Raw genomic sequence first — 25839 nt, 5'->3', positions numbered from 1 at the left:
AATATACTAAATGCTTGCATTAAACTTACCCGGTTTCGCTCCTAAAGTAGCAGAAAAAGATGGAAAACGTACGATCTTCGACCCCGTACGCCGAAAATATGTAGCCCTGACTCCCGAGGAATGGGTCCGCCAGCACTTTGTCAACTACCTGATCACCATCAAAAGCTATCCGAAAGAGCTACTGGCTAACGAAGTTTTAGTCAAGCTGAACGGCACTTCAAAACGTTGCGACACGGTTGCATACGATCGTTTCCTGACGCCTCTGGTCATTGTCGAATACAAAGCGCCCTCCATTCCCATTACCGGTTCCGTGTTCGACCAGATTGCGCGTTACAACATGGTACTGCGTGTCGAATACCTGATTGTTAGCAACGGCATGAACCATTATTGCTGCAAAATCGATTATAACAACCAGACTTACGCCTTTTTGGAAGGAATACCCGCATACAACGAGCTATAAACGTTGTTTTTACCAATATTAACGTCCGATATACATACTTTTACATCCAAAGATAAAAACCTTTTTTGCCAAAACAAGGCAGAAAAGGCGTCCTCCATCCCGGTCTTCCCGCTTGTACACCCGGATGTAGGAAGGATGAACACCCGGATATTCATCCTCCCTACATCCGGGTGTACACGGAAAAAGATGGTTAGTTTACTGAAAATAAGTCCGTTAATTCGACAAATAGGTCCATATATTTCTTCTGAAAAAGAAACGGGTATTTTGTGATAGAGTGTGATAGAGGTGTGATAGAGAAAATAAAGAAGTATTACCTATTAGCACCATTGAAAAACAAAGGCTACACCGGACCGGGTGATAGAGTGACACTGAAAAACAAAAAAACCACAGGTAAACAACAAACTCTAACTTAAAATTTTACAGAACGGATGCAGTCTGATCCTTGTATATCACAATGGAATCGGAGATTTGCATATTGACCGGTCTGTCGACATAAACGGAATTACTATCCTTTATGACAGGTTGGTCAGTTGTTTTCTTCTCATTGAAGATAAGTGAATAACCTAAGATAACTGCAAAAAAAGATAATATCAACGCTTTCATATTCTATTATAATTTTAATATCATATACAAGTATGATGTATTCAAAACGCAAAACGCTGCACTATATTACAAAAGAAATGTATTTTCTTTGTAATACTTTTGTCACAGATCGCCTTTTGACCTTAAATTTCAAGGTTAACACTCTATTATACAAAATAGTTTAAAAAAAAAACGGGAAAAGATATCCTCTTTCCCCGTCTCTATTATTATTTTGGATAATCGCTTATCCGCCGAAGTCGTCGAAATGTAACATTTCACGCGGCACACCCAGATTGTCCAGCATATTTTCCACTGCTTTCGACATCGGGCCCGGACCACACATGTAGTATTCGATATCTTCCGGAGCTTCGTGATCCTTCAGATAGGTATCGTAAATTACCTGATGTACGAAACCAGCCGTGTACTTTACGCCCGCTGCATCGGCTGCAGGATCCGGACGGTCGAGCGCCAGATGGAACGTGAAATTCGGAAATTCCTTTTCGATAGCCAGGAAGTCTTCCAGATAGAACACTTCGTTCAACGCACGTGCACCGTAGAAGTACGACATCTTGCGGTCTGTCGTTTTCAGCGTCTTCGTCAGGTGCATGATCTGTGCACGCAACGGAGCCATACCGGCACCACCACCGATCCACATCATCTCCCTCTTCGAGTCGAAGATCGGATGGAAATCACCGTAAGGACCGCTCATCGTCACCTTGTCGCCCGGTTTCAGAGTGAAGATATAAGAAGAAGCGATACCCGGCATTACATCCTGGAAGCCCACTTCGGGTTTCGGTTTGAACGGCGGAGTGGCGATACGGACAGTCAACATGATACGATCGCCCTCTGCAGGGTAGTTAGCCATCGAGTATGCACGGATAGTCGGTTCGTCATTCTTGCATTTCAGCGTGAAAAGGCCGAACTTTTCCCATGCCGGCAGATATTCGTCGCCGATCAGAGCCTTGTCGATATCCTTGTTGTAGTCCATCGAGTATGCAGGTATCTTGATCTGTGCATAAGAACCCGGCAAGAAGTCCATGTGTTCGCCCTTAGGCAATGCCACGATAAACTCTTTGATGAAAGTAGCCACGTTCTTGTTCGAAATCACTTCGCATTCCCATTCCTTTACGCCGAATACTTCGTCCGGAACCTGAACGACCATATCTTCCTTCACTTTGCACTGGCATGCCAGACGCCAATGCTCCTTGATCTGTTTACGAGAGAAGAAGCCCTTTTCAGTCGGCAGGATTTCTCCACCGCCATCGATCACCTGTGCACGGCACTGGCCACATTTACCACCACCACCACAAGCAGACGACAAGAAGATGCCGCCACTCTGCAAAGCGCCTAACAACGTTCCGCCGATAGGAGTTTCTATTTCCTTTTCTTTATTTACCTCCAGTTTAACATTTCCGGATGGTACCAATTTTGCTTTAGCGAACAAAAGTGCAGCTACCAGAATCAGTGTAATCAACAAGAAAACAACTGCACTGGCTGCGATTGTAAGTCCGCCCGACATTAATAAAATCATCTTTATCTGTTATTTTTAATGCGTTAATACTTAAATCTTAAGACCTGAGAAGCACATAAAGGCCATACCCATCAAACCGGTGATGATAAAGGTAATACCAAGACCTTTCAACGGTTTGGGAATATCCGAATATGCCAGCTTTTCACGAATGGCAGCCATACCGACGATAGCCAACAACCATCCGATACCAGAACCTAAGCCATATACAGTTGCAACACCTACATTCGGGAATGCTTTTTGTTGCATAAACAGAGAGCCACCCAGGATAGCGCAGTTTACAGCGATCAGCGGCAAAAAGATACCCAGGGATGCATATAAAGAAGGAGAAAACTTCTCGACAACCATCTCGACCAACTGCACAAAAGAGGCAATAACGGCGATAAAGATGATGAACGCAAGGAAGCTCAGATTTACGTTAGCGAAATCCGGCCCCAGCCAGCTCAATGCACCTTCTTTCAGTACATAATTTTCAAGCATATAGTTGATCGGCAGCGTACAAACCAATACGAATGTCACTGCTATACCTAATCCTAAAGCAGTCTTCACATTCTTGGAAACAGCCACGAAAGAACACATACCCAGATAGTACGCGAAAATCATGTTGTCTACAAAAATCGAGCGGACAAATGTGCTTAATAATTCTTCCATTCTATTATTCGTTTAATCGTTTAGCATTAATTTTCCTGAAGTTCTTTGTTACGAGCACGATGAACCCAAATAATCACAGCGATTACGATCAATGCCATCGGCGGCAAAATCATCAAGCCGTTGTTTACATAACCAAAATCGTAGAATGCCTGCGGAATCACTTGGAATCCCAGCAATGTGCCTGAACCCAGCAGTTCGCGGAAGAAACCTACGATCACCAGAATCAATGCATATCCGAGGCCGTTGCCGATACCGTCAAGGAATGATTCCCACGGGCCGTTGCCCAGGGCAAATGCTTCCAGACGTCCCATCAGGATACAGTTGGTAATGATCAGCCCCACAAACACGGAAAGCTGTTTGTTCACATCATAAGCAAATGCTTTCAGCACTTCACTAACAATCGTTACCAACGCAGCCACAACAACCAACTGTACGATAATACGGATACGGTTAGGAATCGTGTTACGAATCAACGAAATAATCACGTTGGCAAAAGCCACGACAGCCGTTACTGAAATACCCATTACAATAGCCGGCTCCAGTTTTGATGTCACAGCCAACGCAGAGCAGATACCCAGCATCTGGACGATCACCGGGTTGTTGGCGCTAAGCGGGCCTAACAGAACTTCTTTATTCTTATTCGATAATAATCCCATCTTCTACTTAATTTTGTGAGGTTAAAAATTTGACATAACCACTCAAACTGTTGAACAACATTGCATCAACACCTTTACTTGTGATCGTACCGCCGGAAATACCGTCGACATAATCCTGACCGGCAACACCTTTACCAGGTTTAACAACAGCGATGGACTTGAACGTGCCATCGATAAACAACTTCTTCCCTTTGAATTCGTTGCTGAATGCCGGTTTTGCAATTTCGGCTCCCAGACCCGGAGTTTCGCCCTGGTGGCTGAAGTCCGCGCCGTAAACGGTATTCTTATCGCTATCCACAGAGATATATCCCCACAGCGGTCCCCAAAGACCGGCACCATGCAGAGCCATAATATATTTAGGCTGCCCGTCTACGTTTGCAACAAAAACCGGATATTCGTGTTCGGTAGCAGCCTTCACCACATCGGCAGCAAAAGCATCACCTTCCACCTTTTCACCGTTTTCATTTACCAGAAATGCATCTTTGATCAATTCCGTATATTTGGCTTCCGCTTCATTAGCCGGTACCGATACGTTGATAGAGCGCAAGATCTGCTGACGCTTGTCGTTCTCCTCATTCTTCTGCTGGAAACTTCTCAGCGATTGCGAAGTAAATGCCAGCACAACAGCAACCAGGACAACCATTACCGCAGCATATACAACCGTATAGACATTGCTATCCCGGTTAATACCTTTCTTTGCGGCGGCAGCCTCGTCTTTCACTTCTTCGAAATCGGAAGCAGGAGCTGCACATATAGGACAAACATCCGGAGCTTTATTCCCTTCGTGGATATATCCACATACTTTACATTTATATTTTGCCATACTCCTTCTTACATTATTTGATTACACGTTTCAATCTGCGGTTGATGTTAGCTTCCACTACGTAGTAGTCGATCAGCGGAGCAAATACATTCATCAACAGGATAGCGAGCATCATACCTTCAGGATAACCCGGATTCAATGCGCGGATAATGATAGCCATAGCTCCTACCAGGAAGCCGTAGATATATTTGCCTGTTTCCGTACGGGCAGAAGTAACAGGGTCGGTAGCCATAAACACGGCACCGAATGCGAAACCACCCAGGAACAGATGATCGAACGGAGATACACACATCGCTACTGTTGTCCCGATCATATTGAAGATAAGCGACATGACTGCACCACCGACAAATACGGAAACCATAGTCTTCCAGCTTGCGATCTTTGTGAAAAGAAGGATAAATGCGCCGATCAGGATTGCCAATACGGATGTTTCACCGATTGAACCCGGAATCAGGCCTAAGAACATATCCCATGTGGAGATCGGATGTCCGAGAACATCGACCGCCTGGAACGAACCGATCAGTTCCTTGCCAGCGATAGCGACCTGTCCCAGCGGGGTTGCACCCGAGAAACCGTCTACCACCTGCCCGCCACCGATACCGAACGTATCAGCCGTACGGACAAACACCTGGTCGCCGGACATAGCTGCCGGATATGCGAAGAACAGGAATGCACGTGTAACCAACGCTACATTAAATACATTATAACCTGTACCACCGAATACTTCCTTAGCAAAAACAACAGCGAATGCAGTAGCCACAGCGATCATCCACAGCGGAGTGTCGATGGGAACGATCATCGGGATCAGGATACCGGAAACTAAGAAACCTTCCTGAATCTCTTCCTTCTTCACCTGGGCAACAGCAAATTCGATACCCAGACCTACTACATACGAAACAATGATTTTAGGCAATACAGCCAGAAAACCGAAAATAAAAGTCATGAGAAATCCCGGATCAGCCCCTACTGCAAGGTTGTGCTGATAACCGACATTGTACATACCAAAAAGCAAAGCGGGCAACAAAGCAATGATGACCACGGTCATCGTACGCTTCGAGTCAATATAGTCATGAATGTGTACGCCTGATTTGGAAGTTGTGCTCGGAACAAACAGGAATGTTTCGATACCTTCAAAAACAGAACGGAACATCGCCAGCTTTCCGCCTTCCTCAAAGTTAGGCTTAATCTTGTCGAGGTAATTCCTTAACGCTTTCAATGTATTCTAATTTTTAATGTTATTAATTCATTTCCTTGTATAATACATCCAGGCCTTGACGAACGATCTTTTGAATCTCAAGTTTGGATGTATCGACAAATTCGCAAAGGGCAAAATCTTCGGGTGCTACTTCATAGATACCCAGGTTTTCCATCTTATCGATATCGAATGCGATAATGGCCTTCAACAGGTATTCCGGCATGATGTCCATCGGGAACACGCTTTCGTATTCGTTAGACATGATCATGGCACGCTTACCTCCCTTGATACGGGCATCGATCACATACTCCTTGTTCTTACCCACCAACCAGGTCGGGAATGAATGGCTCACACTGTATTTTCCGAAACCGGGAGTAGCCCAGCCGAAGAAATCGTATGTTTCGTCGCCTTCCGGAATAACTGTGATCTGATTATCATAAGCTCCCAGATAATCGTCTTCCATCACCTTCGTACCGCTCAGCACGTTGCCGCTGATGATACGGACATCTTCATTGCCTTTCATAATCTTTCCGTCGACCAGGCTACCGATCGTACAACCGGAGATCGTCTTGACGTATCCTCTTTCCGTTGTCTCGGAACCGGTAATCACAACCAGGCGGCTGAAATCGGCGATACCCTTATTGAACAAACGCCCGATCACGATCACGTCGGCAGGATTTACCGTCCAGACCACTTCGCCTTTATTAATAGGCTTGATGTGATTAATCTGTACTCCCACATTGGCAGCAGGATGCGGACCTTCCACTTCTACAGTTTCAACACCTTTCACACTGACGGAAGAACCTTTGCGGATGCCGACATACACTTTTCCGGCGGTAAGTTTTGCAAGCGCATCCAACCCCGTCTGGAAATCAGCCTCCTGTCCTTTCACGATAAAATCGAAGTTCGGCGCCAGCGGTGCTGAATAGAATGCAGAAACAAAGATGTCGCGAGGCTCATCGGCCGGTGAAGCGACGATGTCGTACGGACGTTGTTTGATAAACGGCCACATACCTGCATGCAGGATTGCCTCCTTTACCTCTTCTCTCTTCAGGGAAGCTACATTTTTCTTACCGTAATCCTCATACTCGATCTGCGCATCCGGCTTAACGACCACGCTAAGCACTTTACGCTTCTCTCCTCGGTTTACGGCAGTTACTTCGCCACTGACAGGCGAAACAAACTTGATCTCCGGGCGGTTCTTATCGATCATCAATACAGAACCGGCTTTGACTTTTTCTCCTACTTTGGCAACAACTTTGGGTACAATACCGTTATAATAATCGGGAACGATAGCGTAACTATCGCTTTTCCCTCCGTTTAACAGTACGTCCGAAGCTTTGCCCTTCAGATTAATGTCTAAACCCTTTTTAATCTTAATCACATTTGCCATGATACAACTAAAATTGTTTATATGTAATTTTCCCGCAAAAGTAAGCAATTTTTTATGCTTTAAAGCAGGGAACAGAAAATAAATAAAGAAATAATTCCATAATTTTGCACCGACAAAGAAAGAAATATGAAAAAGAGAGTGTACAGTTTACTATTTGTGATGCTTTTCGCCCTTTCCATCGGGGCAAACGCACAGGTGAAGTACTTCACCAATGTCAACAGCAAGCAGATAAAAACGCTTCAGGTAAAAGTGGCCGGAGAGTTGATATCCGAACCCTATATAACTTTGGGAGGAGAAGAACGAATCGAAATCAACTTCGACAAATTGGGCAGCGGATACACGCAATATGCCTATAATGTGGTGCACTGCAACGGTGACTGGACGCAATCACAGTTGAGCCCTATCGAATATATGAATGGTTTCCAGGGAACGACAATCGATGATTTTGCCAATTCCATCGGGACTACGACTCAATATTCAAATTACCGCCTGTTGCTTCCGAACGAAAACATCCAGTTTAAGGTTTCCGGCAATTATGCCATCCAGGTCTATAATGAAGACACGCCGGACCAGATTATTTTTACAGCCTGCTTCTCGGTGGTGGAGCCGGTTGTCAATATTTCGGCTTCGGTCAGCGGAAACACCGATATCGACACCAACCAGAGCCACCAGCAGGTAAGTTTCAACATCAACAACAAGAATTTCCCGATCACTTACCCGCAGACGGACCTGAAGATATTCGTCTACCAGGATAACCGGCGCGATAATGCCGTTACGGACTTGCAACCGATGAGTATCCTCGAGAACCAGATTTCCTACACCTATAACCGCAACCTTATCTTCCCTGCCGGGAATGAGTACCGCCGTATGGAATTCCTGAGTAACCGATATAACGGCATGCATGTGGAAAACATCACCTTTCACAACCCCTACTATAATGTAGAACTTATGACCGATTACAAGCGTAACAAAGGCACTTACCAATATGACCAGGACCAGGACGGCCGTTTCTTCATCCGTTGCAGCGACTGTAACGATCCGGACACGGAAGCGGATTATTATATCGTACACTTTACGCTTGCATGCGATCCGCTACCTGACGGGAGCGTCTATCTCAACGGCGAACTATTCAATAACGTACTGGATGAAAAGAGTAAAATGGGCTATAACTTCGAGGCCAAGCAATATGAAAAGGCTGTCCTCCTCAAACAAGGAAGCTACAATTACCAATATCTGTTTGTCCCGACCGGCTCCACTGTCGGTCAGACGGGCCCGATAGAAGGCAACTACTATCAGACGCAAAACGAGTACAGTATCTATGTTTATTTCCGTCCGATGGGTGCCCGTTACGACCGCCTGATCGGTGTCACGACTGTCAGGAACGAGATGCAGGTATTCTAAGCCTACGAATAATTCGTTTGTTTTTCTCATTAAATCTCACCCTATGAGAAAATATTCTCACAGGCATGAGAATTAATTCCCATCAGTGTGAGAAAAAATTCTCATCGGTATGAGACGTTTCACTTCACCTGCTTTCCTACTACGTAAGTTGCTTGAATATTCCGGTCGTCACCAATGGTTTGCAGGCCGAACAGTTTGTTTTCTAATGTCCATTGTCCATTCCGTATCAGATAGTCCATGCGTATCTGCTGGGAGGGCGTAACGGCATAGTCCACTACGATGAAATCCGCTTTCCGGCCTTTCCGTAAACTGCCGATTTCATCGTCCAGATGAAGTGCTTTAGCTGCTCCCAAGGTACATTTATATAACGATTCGAAGACGGACATAGGATATCCGTTAAGTTGCTGCACCTTATATGACTCTCCCATCGTACGCAACAAAGAAAAAGAGGTTCCGGCTCCGACATCCGTTGCCAATACGGTTTGCATACCGATGCGATTGGCTTGTCGCATATCAAAAAGGCCGCTTCCTAAAAAGAGATTGGATGTCGGACAATGGACTACGACGGAACCGGCTTCGGCCAGCCGGCGGCATTCCGAATCGGACAGGTGGATGCAATGCCCGAAGACAGAGCGGCCCGTGACCAATCCAGCCCGCTCATATACTTCCAGATAATCCCGGCAGTCCGGGCACAAAGAAAGCGTGCTGTCGATCTCGTCTGTATTTTCGGAAAGATGCGTCTGTATATAAGTATCCGGATATTGCTCATGCAAACGCCCTGCCGCAATCAGTTGTTCCGTCGAGCAGGATATAGCAAAACGAGGCGTGATGACATAGCGATTTCGCCCTTTGCCATGCCAGGTTTCAATCAAGTTACGGCTTTCGGATTCTCCCCGCTCTGCCGTATCGGTCAATCCTGCCGGGGCGTTCCGGTCCATCAGCACTTTTCCGGTCAGCATACACATATCATATTCCGACGCAACGGAAAAGAGAGCGGTGACGGAGGCCGGATGTACAGTCGCATAGGCCATACAGGTTGTTGTTCCGTTCCGAAAGAGTTCCTGTATAAAGAAGCGAGCCATCCTGCCAGCATGCTCCGGAGAAGCGAACGACTGTTCTGCCGGAAAAGTATAATCACCCAGCCAGTCCAGCAATTGCTTTCCATACATCCCGATTATCTCGGCTTGCGGGTAATGGATATGGGAGTCTATAAATCCCGGCATCAAGAGTTTACCGGAATAATCAACCAGCTCGAAATCTGTATAACGATCTTTGGTCTCCTTAAAAGGCCCGCAATCGATTATTTGCCCATCCTGTACGACCAATGCTCCATCGGGGAAATAACGGTAAGCTTCTTTCTTATTTAATGGAGAATCGATAAAATCAAAAACTTCTCCTCTGTATAATGTCAGCTCACTCATCTTTCTTCTCTTTTATCGGTTCGACGTGCAAAACGATATGGGTTGCCGGACCGAAATTCAAACGTAACTTATTTTCTATCTCTTTCGTCAACTCATGTGCACGGCTTACGGTTATTTGCCCGTCGACCCGGATATGCACTTCGATTGCAAAATCGTTTCCGATTCTGCGCGTACACAGATTATGCGGATTCTTGACTTCCGGCGTCTCATTAATTATAGAAAGGATCTCATCTTCGATCTCGCCCGGTAAAGATTTTTCCAGCAAATCATTAATTGCAGGTATGACCAACTGAAAAGCCACTTTGACAATCAATATACTGACGACTACGGCAGCTATCGGATCCAGCACACGCCAGTTATCGCCTAATAGGATGGCTCCTCCAATTCCCAGCGTCGTTCCAATAGAAGAAAAAGCATCCGAACGATGATGCCAGGCATTCGCAATAACGGCCTGGCTATTCTCTTTCTTCCCTACATATAGCGTCAGGCGATACAGGGCTTCCTTTATTATAATAGAGACAATGGCAGCAATAAGCGCGATCTTGCCGGGACTTTCCAGCGCTTCACCTCTAAAATAGAATCCGAATATCTTATTCGCCCCATCCCAGAAAAGGCCGACTCCCACGCACATCAGGACAATCCCGATAATCGTAGTAGCCAAGGTCTCATATTTACCATGCCCGTAATCATGTCCTTCGTCTTTCGGCTTGGAAGATATATTAATGAAGAGCAAAACGATTACATCCGTAATAAAATCGGAGAGCGAATGCACGGCATCCGCAATCATGGCGCTACTGTGCCCTAACACCCCTGCTACGAATTTGAAAACCAATAGCAGAAAATTGGCGAGTGATCCGACCAGGGTCACGGCCATGATTTTTCTTTTTCTAATATGTTCTTTCATTCCTTTTCTTTTACCAGACAACAAATCTACTCAAAATACCGACACAGATAGTCGCAGTTTTCATCTAAAATGGTAAAAAGCTTATCCAGCTTGTTCCGGAGGACAACCAGTTTCGACCGTAACTCTATTTTTTCCTCTTTCGACTTCGCGTCATTCGATCGCTTGGAAAGGGTCTGCTGTTCAATAAGCCATTTATCCTTCAAAGCATTCAAGAATACCAAACGGGTAGACTGGCGGATAAAGTATTCAAATTTTGCCGCTCCCATCCACTTGTATAGAGTAGGAATATTCTTTTTGGATAATGACAAGCAATAAGGCACTGCCGATGCAAACGATAAACGGGCAGCCGTTTTTGTCGCCCTGACCTGCTTCGAAACTTCACTGGTATGAATTAGAACAACCCGATTCGTATATTTCAGGAGCAAGTCGATCTGCTGACTGGTTAAACTACCGTTATAGCATGCCACCGTATTGGTAAAACCGGCAATATGCATAGTCAATAGATCGTTGTAGTTCCATACCAGATAGACAAACCCTAACTTTTCGATCGCCTTGATCGCCTGGTAAAGGCCTAACAGACAGCTATCCGCCAGATTTGGCGGATAACAAATGCATTCTTTTCCTTTTTCTTCCGCCTTATACTTCAGGAAGCCTTGCAGAACGCCCCCCCCGTCCCGGATAGGAAATAGCATAGCACCGGCAAGCCGTTCATACTTATCCGGAAGTACTTCCGGACTTACACCCAGCCCCAAATACTTATGGCAGGCTGTTAACAGAGGATTATTACCCACATCGTAACCTAACGATTCAAGTATCATGTTCAGCTCCCTGTTTTCATGGATTGAATGCAGCAAACTTGCATTATCCGAATCATTTACCTGTCGTTTGTTTTTTTGTACAACAAGGTTATCAGTTTCATCAATCGGAATTTCAAACCAATCAGCCAGAATATACAAAGCTTCCGTATCGTTACACCCGACTAAAGACTGTACCAGATCTATTACGTTACCTGTTTCCTTACAGATACAGCATTCGTAGATCTGCTCCGTCACTTTGATTCTGAAAGACTTACTATCATCCCTATGAAATAAACAATCACACCTTAGTGTCTTTCCCGATTTACTTCCTCGAAATAGTTCTGCATACCGCCTCACCACATCTTCCAACCGGACTGTCTGAGCAATTTGTTGCTCCAAATCTTTTATTCTCATTAAATTTAGCAGTTATAGAGAAAAACAACCTTTCAATAAAACACCAATCATAAAAAACATGTTTTTTACGTTTTCGGAAGAAACAAATATAAAGAGAAATTAAATACAAACATACTTCTTGTAACCATGGCTGATATTAAATTACATAAATAAAATCCGAAAAACTTGTTTAAGCGACAATCAATCTTTCGATTAAAGATTATTAATATCGCCCGTAAAATTGTAACCAATAAAAAATCTTACCTTTGTTCCATATATCCGAGAAGGAACAACGTTAAATACATGGTAAGATTTATCCGTTATATAATATTAATAGCTCTGTTACAATCGACAGCAGGAACTTTTCTATCATATGCTCAGAGTTTTACCTCGGCATCCGGTATTGTCAAAGACTCGATTACCGGTGAACCGCTCCCATTTGTATCCGTCTATTTTGACGGATCGACTATCGGAGCAATGACAGACGACGATGGAGCATTCACTCTACAAAACAATCAGGGCTACACCAAACTGGCTGCCGCCTCATTGGGCTACGACACTAAAATCATCGATCTCAAACCCGGTAAAAAAAATGAAAACCTGGAACTGCTGTTGAAACCGACTGCTTTCGAGATATCAGAAGTCGTGATCAAACCTAAAAGAGAAAAATATACCCGCAAGGATAACCCGGCTGTGGAACTTATTAAAAAAGTGATTGCTCACAAGAATGACAACCGGATCGAGGCAAAACCGGAATATCAAACGGAAGTGTACGAAAAATTAAGCCTGTCGCTGGATAATTTCAATCCGAATCTCGACAAAAATAAATTTTTGAAAAAGTTCAAGTTCATCAAGAACTATCTGGACACATCCGAATTTAACGGCAAACCGATTCTGACCGTTTCCGTCCGTGAAAATCTTTCTGACTTCTACTACCGGAAAAGTCCTAAAACGGAGAAGACGCTTGTCAGGGCCAAACGTATGCAGGGTATCGACAAGACATTGGACGACGGTGGCGGCATAACTTCCAATCTGGAAGAAATATTCAAGAGTATCAATATCTTCGATAACAACATTCCTATTTTATTGAACCGGTTCGTCAGTCCGTTGTCATCGACATTGGCGACAACTTATTACCATTACTACATTATGGATACGCTTGATGTGGGTGGAGATAGATGTGTGGATCTGGCTTTTGTTCCGGCAAACAGTGAAAGTTACGGGTTTACCGGACGACTTTATATAACGCTTGACGGTAATTATGCAGTCAAGAAAGTCTTATTGAATACACCCGCGAATATCAACTTGAACTGGGTGGACAAGCTCCGTATCGAACAGGAATTCAAGCAGATGCCAGATAGCACCTGGGTACTCGACCAGGAAAATACCTTTGTCAATTTCTATGTGGTAAAAGGGGCGCAACAACTGTATGCCCACCAGCTTAGGAATTACGACAATTATAATTTTAATGTGCAGAATGCAGACTCCATTTTCGGACTCTTAGGGGCCTTGCATATCTTGCCGGAAGCAACGGCACAGCCTGATACGTTTTGGACGCACAACCGTCCTATTCCATTGAAAGAAAAGGAAGATGCGTTAAAAGATTTATTAGGGCAGTTGCGTAAAGTACCGGCCTTCAATGCCATTATCAAAACCGCCGAAATCCTGATAACCGGCTATATCCCGACAGCAAACGACAAGAAAGTGACTAAGTTCGACTTCGGTCCGATGAATACTACCTTCAGTGCGAACCACCTGGAAGGTTTCCGCATGCGTGTGGGAGGAATGACGACCGCGAACCTCAATCCATACTGGTTTGCAAGCGGTTATCTGGCTTATGGAACAAACGACCGTAAGATAAAATACAACCTGAAATTAACGCACAGTTTCACTAAAAAAGAATATCACGAAGGAGAGAACCCGGTCAATAACCTGTCGTTTATCCAGGAATATGACGTGTACACCCCGGGGCAGGACTTCCTTTTCACAAGTAAAGATAACATTTTCGTTGCCTGGAAAGTCGGCGAGCCTGTGACTAAGATGCAGTATATCCGCAAAAGCGTATTACAATACGAGAAAGAATGGCTGAACGGACTGACCTGGAAGTCCTGGATGATGAATCAGAACAACGAAGCGGCAGGAACCCTTCAATACATTAAACGGGATGAATCGGGCAATTTGTATCATATAAAGGATTTCACGACATCCGAAATCGGGACACAATTGCGTTTTGCTCCGGGTGAACGGGCTTACAACGGGCGTTCGGGCAAAGAATCTGTATTCAACCTGTCCAAAGACGCTCCTGTTTTCAAGCTCTCCCATCAATTAGGAATAAAAGGCGTATTAGGTGGCGATTACAATTACAACCATACGGAGATCAGTGCTGAAAAACGTATCTGGCTGTCTTCTTTCGGCCATATCGACGCACAGTTAAAAGCAGGAAAGGTTTGGGATAAAGTGCCTTTTCCCCTATTGATTTTGCCGAACACGAACCAATCCGTCACAATCCAGCCGGAAGCATTCCACATGATGAACGCGTTGGAGTTCGTGACCGACCAATATGTATCGTTTAATGCTACTTATTATATGAAGGGCTGGATTCTGAACCGTATTCCGGGTATCAAATGGTTACGGCTGCGTGAAGTTCTTTCCTTTAATATGATCTATGGCGGACTGACGGATAAAAACAACCCGACATTGACTCCGGGACTTTTCCTGTTACCGGAAGGGACACAGCCGTTGGGCAACACACCTTATATGGAATGCAGCGTCGGTTTGGAAAATATATTTAAGATCCTGCGCATCGATTATTACAGACGCTTAACTTACCTGAATCATCCTGATATCAAAAAGGGAGGCATCCGTATTGCGCTGAGATTTACTTTCTAAATATGTGGTTTAATAATAATGACAGATCCGAATAGTTCACGTTTACATCATGCCCCTAACCCGTGGGCACTGGCACCTCTGGTTGTTTTCTTATTATCCTATCTTGTAGTGTCCATTATTGCAGGAGATTTCTACAAAATGCCTATTACCGTGGCCTTTGTTGTCTCTTCTGTAGTTGCCATAGCCATATCCAAAGGAGGAAAACTAAGCAACCGGATCGAACAATTCTGCCGGGGAGCGGCCAACAGCAATATTATGCTGATGGTATTGATCTTCATTCTTGCCGGTGCTTTCGCCCAAACAGCAAAAGCGATGGGAGCAGTCGATGCTACGGTCAATCTGGCTATGTCCATCCTGCCAGGTAATTTGTTGGCTGCCGGAATCTTCCTCGCTGCTTGTTTTATTTCCATTTCTGTCGGAACATCTGTCGGGACAATCGTTGCCCTGGCTCCTGTCGCCGTTGGGATCGCTGACAAAACCGGAATGCCCGATGCGCTCATGCTGGGAGTTGTCGTAAGCGGAGCCATGTTCGGGGACAACCTGTCTTTCATATCCGATACGACTATCGTTGCCACGCGTACGCAAGGTTGTAATATGAATGATAAGTTCAAGGTGAATATTCGAATCGCTCTTCCGATCGCCATCCTGACCGGTATTATCTACGTGCTGATCGGAAGTGGGGTCGGGAGCGGATATGAAACGGGGCCGATCGAATGGGTCAAGGTCCTGCCCTATTTGGTTGTCCTGATAACAGCTATTTGCGGCGTGAATGTCATGATGGTTCTGATTGTCGGGATTATCCTGTCCGGTATCGTCGGACTGCTTACAGGCGGGTTCGACATTTGGGGTTGGAATGCTTCGATGGGACTGGGCATTTCGAATATGGGTGAGCTTATTATCGTCACGTTGCTGGCCGGCGGGATGTTGGAAATGATACGGTATAACGGAGGCATCGATTGGATTATCCTGAAACTCACCTCCCGCATCCGTTCCTCCAAAGGAGCCGAACTGAGCATTGCGGCATTAATAAGTTTTGCCAATCTTTGCACCGCAAACAACACCATTGCTTTGATCATGGCAGGTCCGATAGCTAAAGATATCGCCGATCGTTTCAAAATAGATCCGAGACGCAGTGCCAGCCTGTTGGACATTTTCTCCTGCTTCGTTCAGGGAATCATACCCTACGGCGCTCAATTGTTGATGGCGGCTGGTCTGGGGCATGTCTCCCCTATCGAAATCATGCAGTATCTGTATTATCCTTATTTATTGGGTGTAGGAGCCTTGCTTGCTATCGCATTCAATTATCCGCGCAAGTATGCAGGCCTAAATCTACTTAATAAGTAGAGGGGTACTCTGTTTACTAAGTAGAGGATTGCCTACTTACTAAGTAGATGAACGTCTGCTTATCGAGTAGATGACGCACTACTTAATAAGCCGTTTTCAGACACATGGAGCCTCTTGATATGTCGGATGAAATCCTATAGAAAATCCGGCAAAAGCCTTTTTCTCCTATCAGAAAGACATTCTATTCCTAATCAGATATGGTCAAATATGAAATCTGCCGGTATTCCAAAATAATCGCGTAAACGTTTAGCTATGTTCAAGTTGATTGCACGTTTTCCATTCAACAATTCACTTATTCGAGACTCTGAAATGCCAAGCATTCTTGCCGCTTCTTTTTGTTTGATTTTCTTATCTGCCATCTTCTTTTTTATCTCGTCTGTTATCAAAGTCGATACCTTACCCGGCAAAGGATGATAAGCAGCCTCCCATTCGTAGACAGCATCAGTGAGTTTGATAAATTCATCTTTATCAGGCTGTGGCAAAAGTTCCATATCACCAAGTTCTGTACCCTTTGTGATAATCACTTCCACTGCGTTTTTATATTCTCTGTATTGGGCATCATTTTTAATTATCATAGGAACTTTCTTTAGATTGTTTTCACATCAATTCTATCATATTCCGGATGCGTACCGATAAAACGGATAATCATCCGACCTGCGAAGAAGACGACCACAGCAACAATCCGGTAGTTATTACCTTTAATATTAAACACGTACCTGTTGTTACCGACATAGTCTGCTGACAGAAAATCATTTTTCAAATCTGAATGATTCTTCCAGTTTGCAGATTCACATATTTCAATCCATTTTTGAACAGCTTTGTCTGCATCCTTATGCTTACGGATGAATTTCTCTAATTTCTCAGAATCAATGATTTTCACTTTCTCTTTTTTATTGTACTACGGCAAAAGTAGTACCAAATTCCCAATCATGGAAGTTTTGACAAAAAAAGTTACCATAAATTTTGCATACTCGCCTAAAACCACGACCTTTGCTTTCGTATTAGAAAATAACGTAGAAGCGTTTCGATATTATCTTGTCTTGAAATCTCGACAATTTCAACATACCAAGATAATAGACAAAAATGGCTCCTACGCTTGTGTTTGCTATATACACCTGTCAGCTTTGATAGGTGACTATATACTAACATAAAGCGTGGGGACATTGTTCTATTATTGGTGTGTGGGCAGTCGAGAGCCTCAAGACAGTAATAAACGATGGTCCTTGCGCTTTCTTTTATAAATGCGACCTTTGAGGACAGGATTGCGTAATACTAAATTAATTATGAGTGCTTATGAAAATGCAGCGTCGGTTTGGAAAATATATTTAAGATCCTGCGCATCGATTATTACAGACGCTTAACCTACCTGAATCATCCTGATATCAAAAAGGGTGGCATCCGTATTGCGCTGAGATTTACTTTCTAAATATGTGGTTTAATAATAATGACAGATCCGAATAGTTCACGTTTACATCATGCCCCTAACCCGTGGGCACTGACACCTCTGGTTGTTTTCTTATTATCCTATCTTGTAGTGTCCATTATTGCAGGAGATTTCTACAAAATACCTATTACCGTGGCCTTTGTTGTCTCTTCTGTAGTTGCCATAGCCATATCCAAGGGAGGAAAACTAAGCAACCGGATCGAACAATTCTGCCGGGGAGCGGCCAACAGCAATATTATGCTGATGGTATTGATCTTCATTCTTGCCGGTGCTTTCGCCCAAACAGCAAAAGCGATGGGAGCAGTCGATGCTACGGTCAATCTGGCTATGTCCATCCTGCCAGGTAATTTGTTGGCTACCGGAATCTTCCTCGCTGCTTGTTTTATTTCCATTTCTGTCGGAACATCTGTCGGGACAATCGTTGCCCTGGCTCCTGTCGCCGTTGGGATCGCTGACAAAACCGGAATGCCCGATGCGCTCATGCTGGGAGTTGTCGTAAGCGGAGCCATGTTCGGGGACAACCTGTCTTTCATATCCGATACGACTATCGTTGCCACGCGTACGCAAGGTTGTAATATGAATGATAAGTTCAAGGTGAATATTCGAATCGCTCTTCCGATCGCCATCCTGACCGGTATTATCTACGTGCTGATCGGAAGTGGGGTCGGGAGCGGATATGAAACGGGGCCGATCGTTTCAAAATAGATCCGAGACGCAGTGCCAGCCTGTTGGACATTTTCTCCTGCTTTGTTCAGGGTATCATACCCTACGGCGCTCAATTGTTGATGGCGGCTGGTCTGGGGCATGTCTTCCCTATCGAAATCATGCAGTATCTGTATTATCCTTATTTATTGGGTGTAGGAGCCTTGCTTGCTATCGCATTCAATTATCCGCGCAAGTATAGTTTGAACAAGGCGTAAGACCTATTGCCAAATAGAGTTTAAACTACTTTTACTTTGCTGGTCTTACTATTTTATTAATTGTCCGCTTCTAAGTATTTTTTTTTCACATTGACAAAATGTCAAATTTACCCGCCTCAGATTGTCCTCTATGTGTCCGGGAGCGAAATGATTACAAATAAGTCCAGGAGACAGCGTTCACCATTATTATTTTGTCGGAAGGGACATCAGAAATATTTCTTTTTGTCACCTGGAATCGGGAAGATGCAGGAAAAATAAACGAGAATATAAGTTAGACGGTAGGATTTCTACCTAAATGTCAATTAGAAATAGATTGCTTTATAGAGTCTGTGAAATGTTAAAATGGCATTTTGAGCTCTTTCCGGAACCTTGTCAGACCGTTATTCCTCCCTTTTTTGGTTCGTTCGGAAAAATCATCTAAATGATTTGCCGGATTCATCTGAATGATTTGCCTAAAACATCTCAATAGTTTTGGAAAAACATTCAGATGATTTTAAAAATGATCTAAATGATTTTGAGAAAGAGGTGCAAAAACAAGAACTTTTCAGGCTAAAAGGATGAAAAACGAAGATTTGCCTGTTATCAAAATAACTCAAAACGAATCGAAGTGACAGTAAATTGTGTCTAATTCCATCAACAAGAACTTGGCGCAGAAACCTCAATCGGCATGGCAGCACTCAGAGCCAGAATCTATTGAACATGGGTATGTACATTATATAATACGGAAATAGTAAAATATGACACCAACAACAGCCATTTATTTTTTGGTTCGTTAGGAGCAGACTTTGTATTGGCATTCAAGAAATTGGCAATCAACTATGATAAGATGTTCATCAAATAGAAATCGGACTATTAACTTGTTTTTGTCGGCGAGCAAAAAACAAGTTAATAGGTAAAACAGATATAGCCATGTGAATTATTCCAATAAAATGCCGCACAAATCCAATATAAACGATATATTTGCAGTCTAATTTCATGAATCAAACACATTATAATACGAAAAACAATGGAATATTGGCAGAAAGATATTGAAACCATGAATCGCGAAGACTTGGAAAAGTTACAGTTGGAGCGATTGAAAAAGACAATTGAAGCAGCCGGAAATTCACCTTTCTACAGCAAAGTGTTCAAAGAAAACGGCATCACGGCCGACAGTATACAATCACTGGCAGATTTGCAAAAGATACCTTTCACGACGAAAGATGATCTTCGTAACAATTATCCGTATGGAATGGCGGCTATTCCTATCAAAGACTGCGTACGTATCCATTCGTCGAGTGGCACGACAGGAAATCCGACAGTCGTATTGCATTCGGCCAAAGACCTGGACCAATGGGCTAACCAAGTGGCACGCTGTATGTATATGGTAGGCATTCGCGACACGGATGTATTCCAGAACACTTCCGGCTACGGGATGTTCACCGGCGGACTGGGGTTTCAGTACGGAGCAGAAAAATTAGGTTGCCTGACCGTACCGGCAGCAGCAGGAAATACCAAACGGCAGATCAAGTTTATCACAGACTTCGGTACAACCTGCCTTCATATTATTCCCAGCTATGCCACGCGCCTGGCTGAAGTCATGTATGAAATGGGCCTCGATCCTCGTCGCGACACCAAACTGCACACCGTTTGTATCGGCGCCGAACCTCACTCGGAAGAACAACGCCGCCGGATCGAGCAGTTGTTAGGCGTAAAAGCATATAACTGTTTCGGAATGTCGGAAATGAACGGTCCCGGCGTCGCATTCGAATGTACGGAGCAGAACGGGCTTCATATCTGGGAAGATAATGTAATCGTAGAAATTATCGATCCGGTCACATTAAAGCCGGTGAAAGAAGGTGAAGTCGGCGAAATGGTCCTGACGACCATCAACCGCGAAGCTATGCCTTTATTCCGTTACCGTACCCGTGACCTGACCTGTGTCCTTCCGGGAGAATGTCCCTGCGGACGGACACATAAACGCCTGGCCCGTTTCAAAGGCCGCAGCGACGATATGATCATATTGAAAGGGGTCAACCTCTTCCCTATCCAGATCGAAAAGATACTGATGCAGTTTAAAGAATTGGGCAGCAATTACCTGATTACGATCGAAACGGTAGGAAACAATGACGAGATGCTGATCGAAGTGGAATTGAGCGATCTGTTCACCGACGATTACAGCGTCTTGCAACGTCTGACAAAGGAAATCACCCGTCAGTTGAAAGACGAGTTGCTTCTGACGCCCCACCTCAAGCTGGTGGCCAAAGGTTCCTTGCCGGTACAGGATGGAAAAGCAGTCCGGGTGAAAGACTTGCGTAAACTTTGCTGAACTCATAAATCATACATCTAAAATCATAAATCAACATGACAGTCAATCAGATTTCTATTTTTCTGGAAAACAAATACGGAAAGTTAAGCGAAATCCTCGCTTTGCTGGCCGAAGAAAAGATACGGATTATTGCCGCAACAGTGGCAGATACATCCGAATACGGTATCCTGCGAATCATTGTCAGCGATCCGCAAAAAGCCTATAAGATACTGAAGAGCAACAATGTCAGTGCCAATCTGACTGATGTGCTGGCTATCGTCACGAATTCATGTGCAGGCAGCTTTGCCCAAACACTGTCTTGCTTCACGAAGGCTGGCGTCAGCATCGAATATATGTATTGTTTCTCTGCCAACGAGAAATCGATCCTGATCTTGCGCACCAACAACCGCGAAGCCGCCCGTGAGGTGATTCGCCGCCAAAATCTGGGTTACATCAATGAAAGCGATTTGATTAACCTATAAAAGGCTCTGGTATGTTCGGAATAAGCGACCCTGGCATCTGGCTTGCCTATCTGTTAGCCCTCGTCTGTCTCTCCTACTCCATTTGGTTCGGAATAACTCATTGGAATAAAGACGACAAGGATAGTACTAACTCACAACAGCCGGAAAAATGAACACACTGACTTTAGGTATCGTAGTCATCATCTATATGTTCATCCTGGCCTGGCTGGGATACATCGGATATAAACAGACGAAAAATGCCAGCGACTATTTGCTGGGGGGACGAAAAGTGAATCCCATCATCATGGCCCTCTCATACGGGGCGACCTTTATCTCCGCATCGGCCATTGTCGGTTTCGGAGGGGTGGCAGCCACGTTCGGCATGGGGATTCAATGGCTTTGCTTATTAAATATGTTTATGGGCGTTGTCATCGCTTTTATCATATTCGGGCGGAACACCCGTAAATTAGGCGAAAAGTATAACGCCCGCACATTCCCGCAATTATTAGGATTGCACTACAATTCGCGTGCCATACAAATATTTATCGCTGCTATCATTTTTATCGGTATGCCGTTATATGCAGCGGTCGTGATGAAAGGGGGAGCAGTGTTTATCGAACAAATGTTTCACATAGACCTGCATCTGGCACTGCTTATTTTCACGCTCATAGTTGCTGCTTATGTGATTACGGGAGGTATTAAAGGTGTTTTGTATACGGATGCCCTACAGGCTGTCATTATGTTTGCCTGTATGCTGTTCCTGCTATTCTGGTTCTACCGGGTAATGGATATGGACTTTATCGAGGCCAACCGAAAACTGACTGAAATAGCCCCCCTTGTCCCTGAACGGTTCAAGGAGATGGGACATCAGGGATGGACGGCTATGCCTGTGACCGGGTCTCCGCAATGGTACACCCTGGTAACCTCGCTTATTTTAGGAGTCGGAATCGGTTGTCTTGCCCAGCCACAATTGGTTGTACGTTTTATGATGGTGGAAAGTACCAAACAACTGAACCGGGGCGTACTGATCGGTTGCGTTTTTCTGATCGTGACCGTTGGAGCCATATATCATGTCGGAGCTTTATCCAATCTCTTTTTCCTGAAAACGGAAGGCGTGGTTGCTTCGGAAGCCATCAAGGACATGGATAAGATTATCCCGCTGTTTATCGACCGGGCAATGCCGGAATGGTTCAGTGCCGTTTTCATGCTTTGCATCCTGTCGGCAAGTATGTCTACGCTTAGCGCCCAGTTCCATACGATGGGAGCCTCTTTCGGGGCAGACATGTTCCCCAAATTAGGGCATAAGAAGAATACAAACTCGACGATAGGCGTACGTATCGGAGTGCTTTGCTCCATACTGGTCAGTTATATAATCTGTTATACGCTGAGTGCGGGAGTCATAGCACGTGGAACCGCTTTGTTCATGGGAATTTGTGCCGCCACTTTCCTCCCAGCCTACTTCTGTTCCCTTTTCTGGAAGAAAGCGACCAAAGAAGGAGCGCTGGCAAGTCTATGGACAGGGGCATTGGCAAGTTTATTCGCCATGCTGTTCCTCCACAAGGCGGAAGCCGGAGCGGTCGGCTTATGCGATATGCTGTTTGGGCGCGATGTCCTGATCGATGTTTATCCTTGGTTCGCCATTGATCCGATCCTTTTTGCGTTACCTTTATCCACCCTTGCGATGCTTCTCGTAAGCCTAATAACGTATAGGAAACAACATATTTGAAGATATTATATTTTATTAAAATCGAAAGAATAAAATTTAACACTTTATCTATTGACAATTACAGAAGTATCTGTACATTTGCAATGTGGTTTTTTCATAATAGTATTAGATTTAAGGTTAACAAAATTGGTTAGGGGTTGTCGTGAGACAGCCTTTAATTTTTTATATACATTCCTTCCCCCACCCAAGGTCCGCTACATAATTCAGGTTCCACATATTTATATCTTGTAACACGCTGCTTTAAGTTCCGTAAACCTATGTATTAGCAGTCTTAACTCTATGCTTTTCCGTATAGTGGATAATGATTGGAGAATGGATATTTTGATGCGGTCACCTTCCCTCCTCCTGATAACTTGTCAGTCAAAATGTCATTTTGTTCGTTTGGCATTGTTTTTGTAATTAAACATTGCGTGAATTATTATAGTTATAGGAAATAATAAGTATAACATAAAAATATTTTATATCGGATTATGGCAAAACAAGGAAACATTGGTGTTACGAGCGAGAACATCTTCCCTATCATCAAAAAGTTTTTGTATAGTGATCACGAAATTTTTCTTCGTGAATTAGTATCTAATGCAGTCGATGCAACGCAGAAGTTGAAAACACTGGCTTCTGTCGGCGAGTTCAAAGGAGAACTGGGAGATTTGACTGTACATGTCAGCTTTGATAGCGATACGATCAAGATCTCCGACCGAGGTATCGGTATGACAGCCGAAGAGATCGACAAATACATCAACCAGATCGCTTTCTCCGGTGCTGAAGAGTTTGTTGAAAAATACAAGAACGACGCAGCCGCTATCATCGGTCACTTCGGACTTGGTTTCTATTCTTCTTTCATGGTTTCAAAGAAAGTGGAAATTGTCACCAAATCATATAAAGAAGGAGCCGTCCCTATGAAATGGAGTTGCGACGGGACGCCCGAATATACATTGGAAGAGACGGAAAAAGAAGATCGTGGAACAGATATCATCCTGTATATCGATGACGAAAATAAAGATTTCCTGAACAAAGACAAGATCAGCAGCCTGTTGACCAAATATTGCCGTTACTTGCCGGTTCCCATCGCATTCGGAAAAAAACAGGAATGGAAAGACGGCAAATATGTCGATACAGACGAAGACAATATCATCAATGATATACAACCGGCATGGGTTCGCAAGCCGACAGATATGACAGATGAGGACTATAAGAAATTCTATCAGGAATTGTATCCGATGTCCGACGAACCTTTGTTCTGGATTCATCTGAACGTGGATTATCCGTTCCATCTGACCGGTATCCTGTATTTCCCACGCATCAAGAGTAACATCGACCTGCATCGCAACAAGATCCAGTTATATAGCAACCAAGTATTTGTGACCGATTCGGTTGAAGGCATCGTTCCTGAATTCCTGACACTGCTGCACGGTGTCCTCGATTCTCCGGATATCCCGCTGAATGTGTCCCGTTCTTATCTGCAGAGCGACCAGAACGTTAAAAAGATATCCAACCACATTATGAAAAAGGTGGCAGATCGCTTGGAAGAGATGTTTAAGAACGACCGTCCGCAATTCGAAGAAAAGTGGGACAGCCTGAAACTCTTCATCCAGTACGGTATGTTGAGCGAAGAAAAATTCTATGATCGTGCTGCCAAGTTCGCCCTATTGAAGGACGTAGACGGCAAATATTATACATTCGAAGAATACAAAGCTCTGACGGAAGCTAACCAGACAGACAAGGAAGGCAACCTGATCTACCTGTACACAACGAATGCGAATGACCAGTACAGCTATATCCAGGCTGCAAAAGACAAGGCTTACAGTGTTCTAATCATGGACGGCCAGTTGGATGTTCATGCTATCAGCCAGATGGAACAGAAGTTCGAAAAGACCCGCTTCGTCCGTGTGGACAGCGACACGATCGACAATCTGATCCGCAAAGATGATGTCAGCAAGGTTACATTAAATGAGGACGAAAAGAATGCCCTTCAGGAAATGTTCAAAAGCCAGTTGCCAAAGATCGATAAGACGGACTTCATTGTCACATTCGAAGCGTTGGGCGCAAACTCCAACCCGGTCATGCTGACACAAAGCGAATATATGCGTCGTATGCGTGAAATGTCTGCCATGCAACCCGGTATGTCGTTCTACGGTGAATTGCCTGACAACTACAACCTGGTACTGAATACTGACCATGAATTGGTTAAGAAAATCCTGACCGAAGAAGAAGCGGCTTGTGCCGAAAAACTGAACCCGATCCTTGCCGACCTGAAAGGCTGGAAAACGCGTCAGTCCGACCTGCGCGAAACCCAAAGCAAGAAGAAGGAAGAAGAAATCACTTCTGAGGAGAAGGAAGACATGACGAGTACGAACAAAAAGATCGACGAACTGGTAGAACAGCGCAATAGCATCCTGTCCGAATATGCAGGTGAAAACAAACTGGTCAGCCAGTTGATCGACCTTGCCCTGTTAGCAAACGGTATGTTGAAAGGCGAAGCGTTGAGCCAGTTCATCAAACGTAGCGTTCAGATGATCGGTTAAGCCGGAAACGGAGAGAATAACAAAGGGTATCAAGATATCCAT

21 protein-coding genes and 1 pseudogene are annotated in these 25839 nt (G+C 44.3%); 10 read left to right on the top strand and 12 right to left on the bottom strand.

The window, feature by feature from the left end; all coding sequences use genetic code 11:
* Positions 1-10 precede the first annotated feature (10 nt).
* The gene (locus tag ACPYIV_RS05660; protein ID WP_293734578.1) at positions 11-460 is read left to right on the top strand and encodes a type I restriction enzyme HsdR N-terminal domain-containing protein; all 450 of its coding nucleotides are present in this window, start codon (positions 11-13) and stop codon (positions 458-460) included.
* Between the two features lie 417 nt (positions 461-877).
* Here ACPYIV_RS05660 and ACPYIV_RS05655 read toward each other — a convergent pair whose 3' ends face one another.
* The 7 genes from ACPYIV_RS05655 to ACPYIV_RS05625 all read right to left on the bottom strand — a co-directional run bounded on the left by ACPYIV_RS05655 (position 878) and on the right by ACPYIV_RS05625 (position 7288).
* Entirely contained in the window at positions 878-1063 is a 186-nt protein-coding gene (locus ACPYIV_RS05655) for a hypothetical protein (RefSeq protein ID WP_293734577.1), read from the bottom strand.
* Between the two features lie 223 nt (positions 1064-1286).
* Positions 1287-2573, bottom strand: a complete 1287-nt coding sequence (gene nqrF / locus ACPYIV_RS05650; RefSeq protein WP_374042312.1) for an NADH:ubiquinone reductase (Na(+)-transporting) subunit F — start codon at positions 2571-2573, stop codon at positions 1287-1289.
* Between the two features lie 30 nt (positions 2574-2603).
* Entirely contained in the window at positions 2604-3221 is a 618-nt protein-coding gene (nqrE, locus tag ACPYIV_RS05645) for an NADH:ubiquinone reductase (Na(+)-transporting) subunit E (RefSeq protein ID WP_293734576.1), read from the bottom strand.
* 26 nt (positions 3222-3247) lie between these two features.
* Entirely contained in the window at positions 3248-3877 is a 630-nt protein-coding gene (gene nqrD / locus ACPYIV_RS05640; protein WP_293734575.1) for an NADH:ubiquinone reductase (Na(+)-transporting) subunit D, read from the bottom strand.
* A 7-nt stretch (positions 3878-3884) separates the two neighbouring features.
* Positions 3885-4700 (bottom strand): NADH:ubiquinone reductase (Na(+)-transporting) subunit C, encoded by an 816-nt coding sequence (gene nqrC, locus ACPYIV_RS05635; RefSeq protein WP_293734574.1) that lies wholly within the window; start codon positions 4698-4700, stop codon positions 3885-3887.
* A gap of 13 nt (positions 4701-4713) precedes the next feature.
* Complete coding sequence (locus ACPYIV_RS05630; RefSeq protein WP_293734573.1) at positions 4714-5916, bottom strand: NADH:ubiquinone reductase (Na(+)-transporting) subunit B; 1203 nt, start codon at positions 5914-5916, stop codon at positions 4714-4716.
* A 22-nt stretch (positions 5917-5938) separates the two neighbouring features.
* A complete protein-coding gene (locus tag ACPYIV_RS05625) occupies positions 5939-7288 on the bottom strand; it encodes a Na(+)-translocating NADH-quinone reductase subunit A (RefSeq protein WP_293740671.1) in 1350 nt (449 codons plus the stop codon).
* Between the two features lie 126 nt (positions 7289-7414).
* Here ACPYIV_RS05625 and ACPYIV_RS05620 point away from each other — a divergent pair, with 126 nt between their 5' ends.
* Positions 7415-8689: a DUF5103 domain-containing protein gene (locus ACPYIV_RS05620; protein ID WP_425886066.1), complete on the top strand. Its 1275-nt coding sequence runs from the start codon at positions 7415-7417 to the stop codon at positions 8687-8689.
* Positions 8690-8808: 119 nt separating this feature from the next.
* On the opposite strand, the gene guaD is transcribed toward ACPYIV_RS05620, so the two are convergent.
* From guaD to ACPYIV_RS05605, 3 genes are read right to left on the bottom strand one after another with little or no spacing between them, the layout of a single operon-like run.
* The gene (guaD, locus tag ACPYIV_RS05615) at positions 8809-10110 is read right to left on the bottom strand and encodes a guanine deaminase (protein WP_300761938.1); all 1302 of its coding nucleotides are present in this window, start codon (positions 10108-10110) and stop codon (positions 8809-8811) included.
* A complete protein-coding gene (locus ACPYIV_RS05610) occupies positions 10103-11014 on the bottom strand; it encodes a cation diffusion facilitator family transporter (RefSeq protein WP_300761939.1) in 912 nt (303 codons plus the stop codon). Before ACPYIV_RS05610 ends, guaD begins: the two co-directional genes overlap by 8 nt.
* Before the next feature lie 26 nt (positions 11015-11040).
* Positions 11041-12225, bottom strand: coding sequence for a CHC2 zinc finger domain-containing protein (locus tag ACPYIV_RS05605; RefSeq protein ID WP_299363359.1), 1185 nt, complete (start codon positions 12223-12225; stop codon positions 11041-11043).
* Between the two features lie 282 nt (positions 12226-12507).
* Between ACPYIV_RS05605 and ACPYIV_RS05600 the strand changes: the two genes are divergently transcribed.
* Together ACPYIV_RS05600 and ACPYIV_RS05595 are read left to right on the top strand one after the other, a co-directional pair.
* Positions 12508-15093 (top strand): DUF5686 family protein, encoded by a 2586-nt coding sequence (locus tag ACPYIV_RS05600; protein WP_425886063.1) that lies wholly within the window; start codon positions 12508-12510, stop codon positions 15091-15093.
* Between the two features lie 18 nt (positions 15094-15111).
* Positions 15112-16437 carry a Na+/H+ antiporter NhaC family protein gene (locus tag ACPYIV_RS05595; RefSeq protein ID WP_425886061.1) on the top strand — a complete coding sequence of 442 codons (1326 nt, stop codon included), beginning with the start codon at positions 15112-15114 and terminating at the stop codon, positions 16435-16437.
* 191 nt (positions 16438-16628) lie between these two features.
* Here the strand turns inward: ACPYIV_RS05595 and ACPYIV_RS05590 are convergent, their stop codons facing one another.
* Positions 16629-17012 carry a helix-turn-helix domain-containing protein gene (locus tag ACPYIV_RS05590; protein WP_300761943.1) on the bottom strand — a complete coding sequence of 128 codons (384 nt, stop codon included), beginning with the start codon at positions 17010-17012 and terminating at the stop codon, positions 16629-16631.
* 11 nt (positions 17013-17023) lie between these two features.
* The gene (locus ACPYIV_RS05585) at positions 17024-17317 is read right to left on the bottom strand and encodes a type II toxin-antitoxin system HigB family toxin (RefSeq protein WP_425886059.1); all 294 of its coding nucleotides are present in this window, start codon (positions 17315-17317) and stop codon (positions 17024-17026) included.
* Between the two features lie 564 nt (positions 17318-17881).
* Between ACPYIV_RS05585 and ACPYIV_RS05580 the strand changes: the two are divergent.
* The 6 genes and pseudogenes from ACPYIV_RS05580 (at position 17882) to htpG (ending at position 25797) form a co-directional block, all read left to right on the top strand.
* Positions 17882-18801 (top strand): annotated as a pseudogene (locus ACPYIV_RS05580) (Na+/H+ antiporter NhaC family protein).
* Positions 18802-19807: 1006 nt separating this feature from the next.
* Positions 19808-21109 (top strand): phenylacetate--CoA ligase family protein, encoded by a 1302-nt coding sequence (locus tag ACPYIV_RS05575; protein ID WP_293734748.1) that lies wholly within the window; start codon positions 19808-19810, stop codon positions 21107-21109.
* A gap of 35 nt (positions 21110-21144) precedes the next feature.
* The gene (locus ACPYIV_RS05570; protein ID WP_293734749.1) at positions 21145-21570 is read left to right on the top strand and encodes an acetolactate synthase; all 426 of its coding nucleotides are present in this window, start codon (positions 21145-21147) and stop codon (positions 21568-21570) included.
* Positions 21571-21581: 11 nt separating this feature from the next.
* The gene (locus tag ACPYIV_RS05565) at positions 21582-21722 is read left to right on the top strand and encodes a symporter small accessory protein (protein ID WP_293741042.1); all 141 of its coding nucleotides are present in this window, start codon (positions 21582-21584) and stop codon (positions 21720-21722) included.
* Positions 21719-23275 carry a sodium:solute symporter family protein gene (locus ACPYIV_RS05560; RefSeq protein WP_299360933.1) on the top strand — a complete coding sequence of 519 codons (1557 nt, stop codon included), beginning with the start codon at positions 21719-21721 and terminating at the stop codon, positions 23273-23275. Before ACPYIV_RS05565 ends, ACPYIV_RS05560 begins: the two co-directional genes overlap by 4 nt.
* A gap of 470 nt (positions 23276-23745) precedes the next feature.
* Positions 23746-25797 carry a molecular chaperone HtpG gene (htpG, locus tag ACPYIV_RS05555; RefSeq protein ID WP_293734751.1) on the top strand — a complete coding sequence of 684 codons (2052 nt, stop codon included), beginning with the start codon at positions 23746-23748 and terminating at the stop codon, positions 25795-25797.
* The last annotated feature ends 42 nt before the right edge of the window (positions 25798-25839 follow it).

The sequence above is a fragment of the Parabacteroides vesiculifaciens genome (genome assembly GCF_049860805.1).
Taxonomy (GTDB): Bacteria; Bacteroidota; Bacteroidia; order Bacteroidales; family Tannerellaceae; genus Parabacteroides.
Note: the sequence above shows the minus strand (reverse complement) of the source record. Positions and strands in the feature narration are given on the sequence as shown.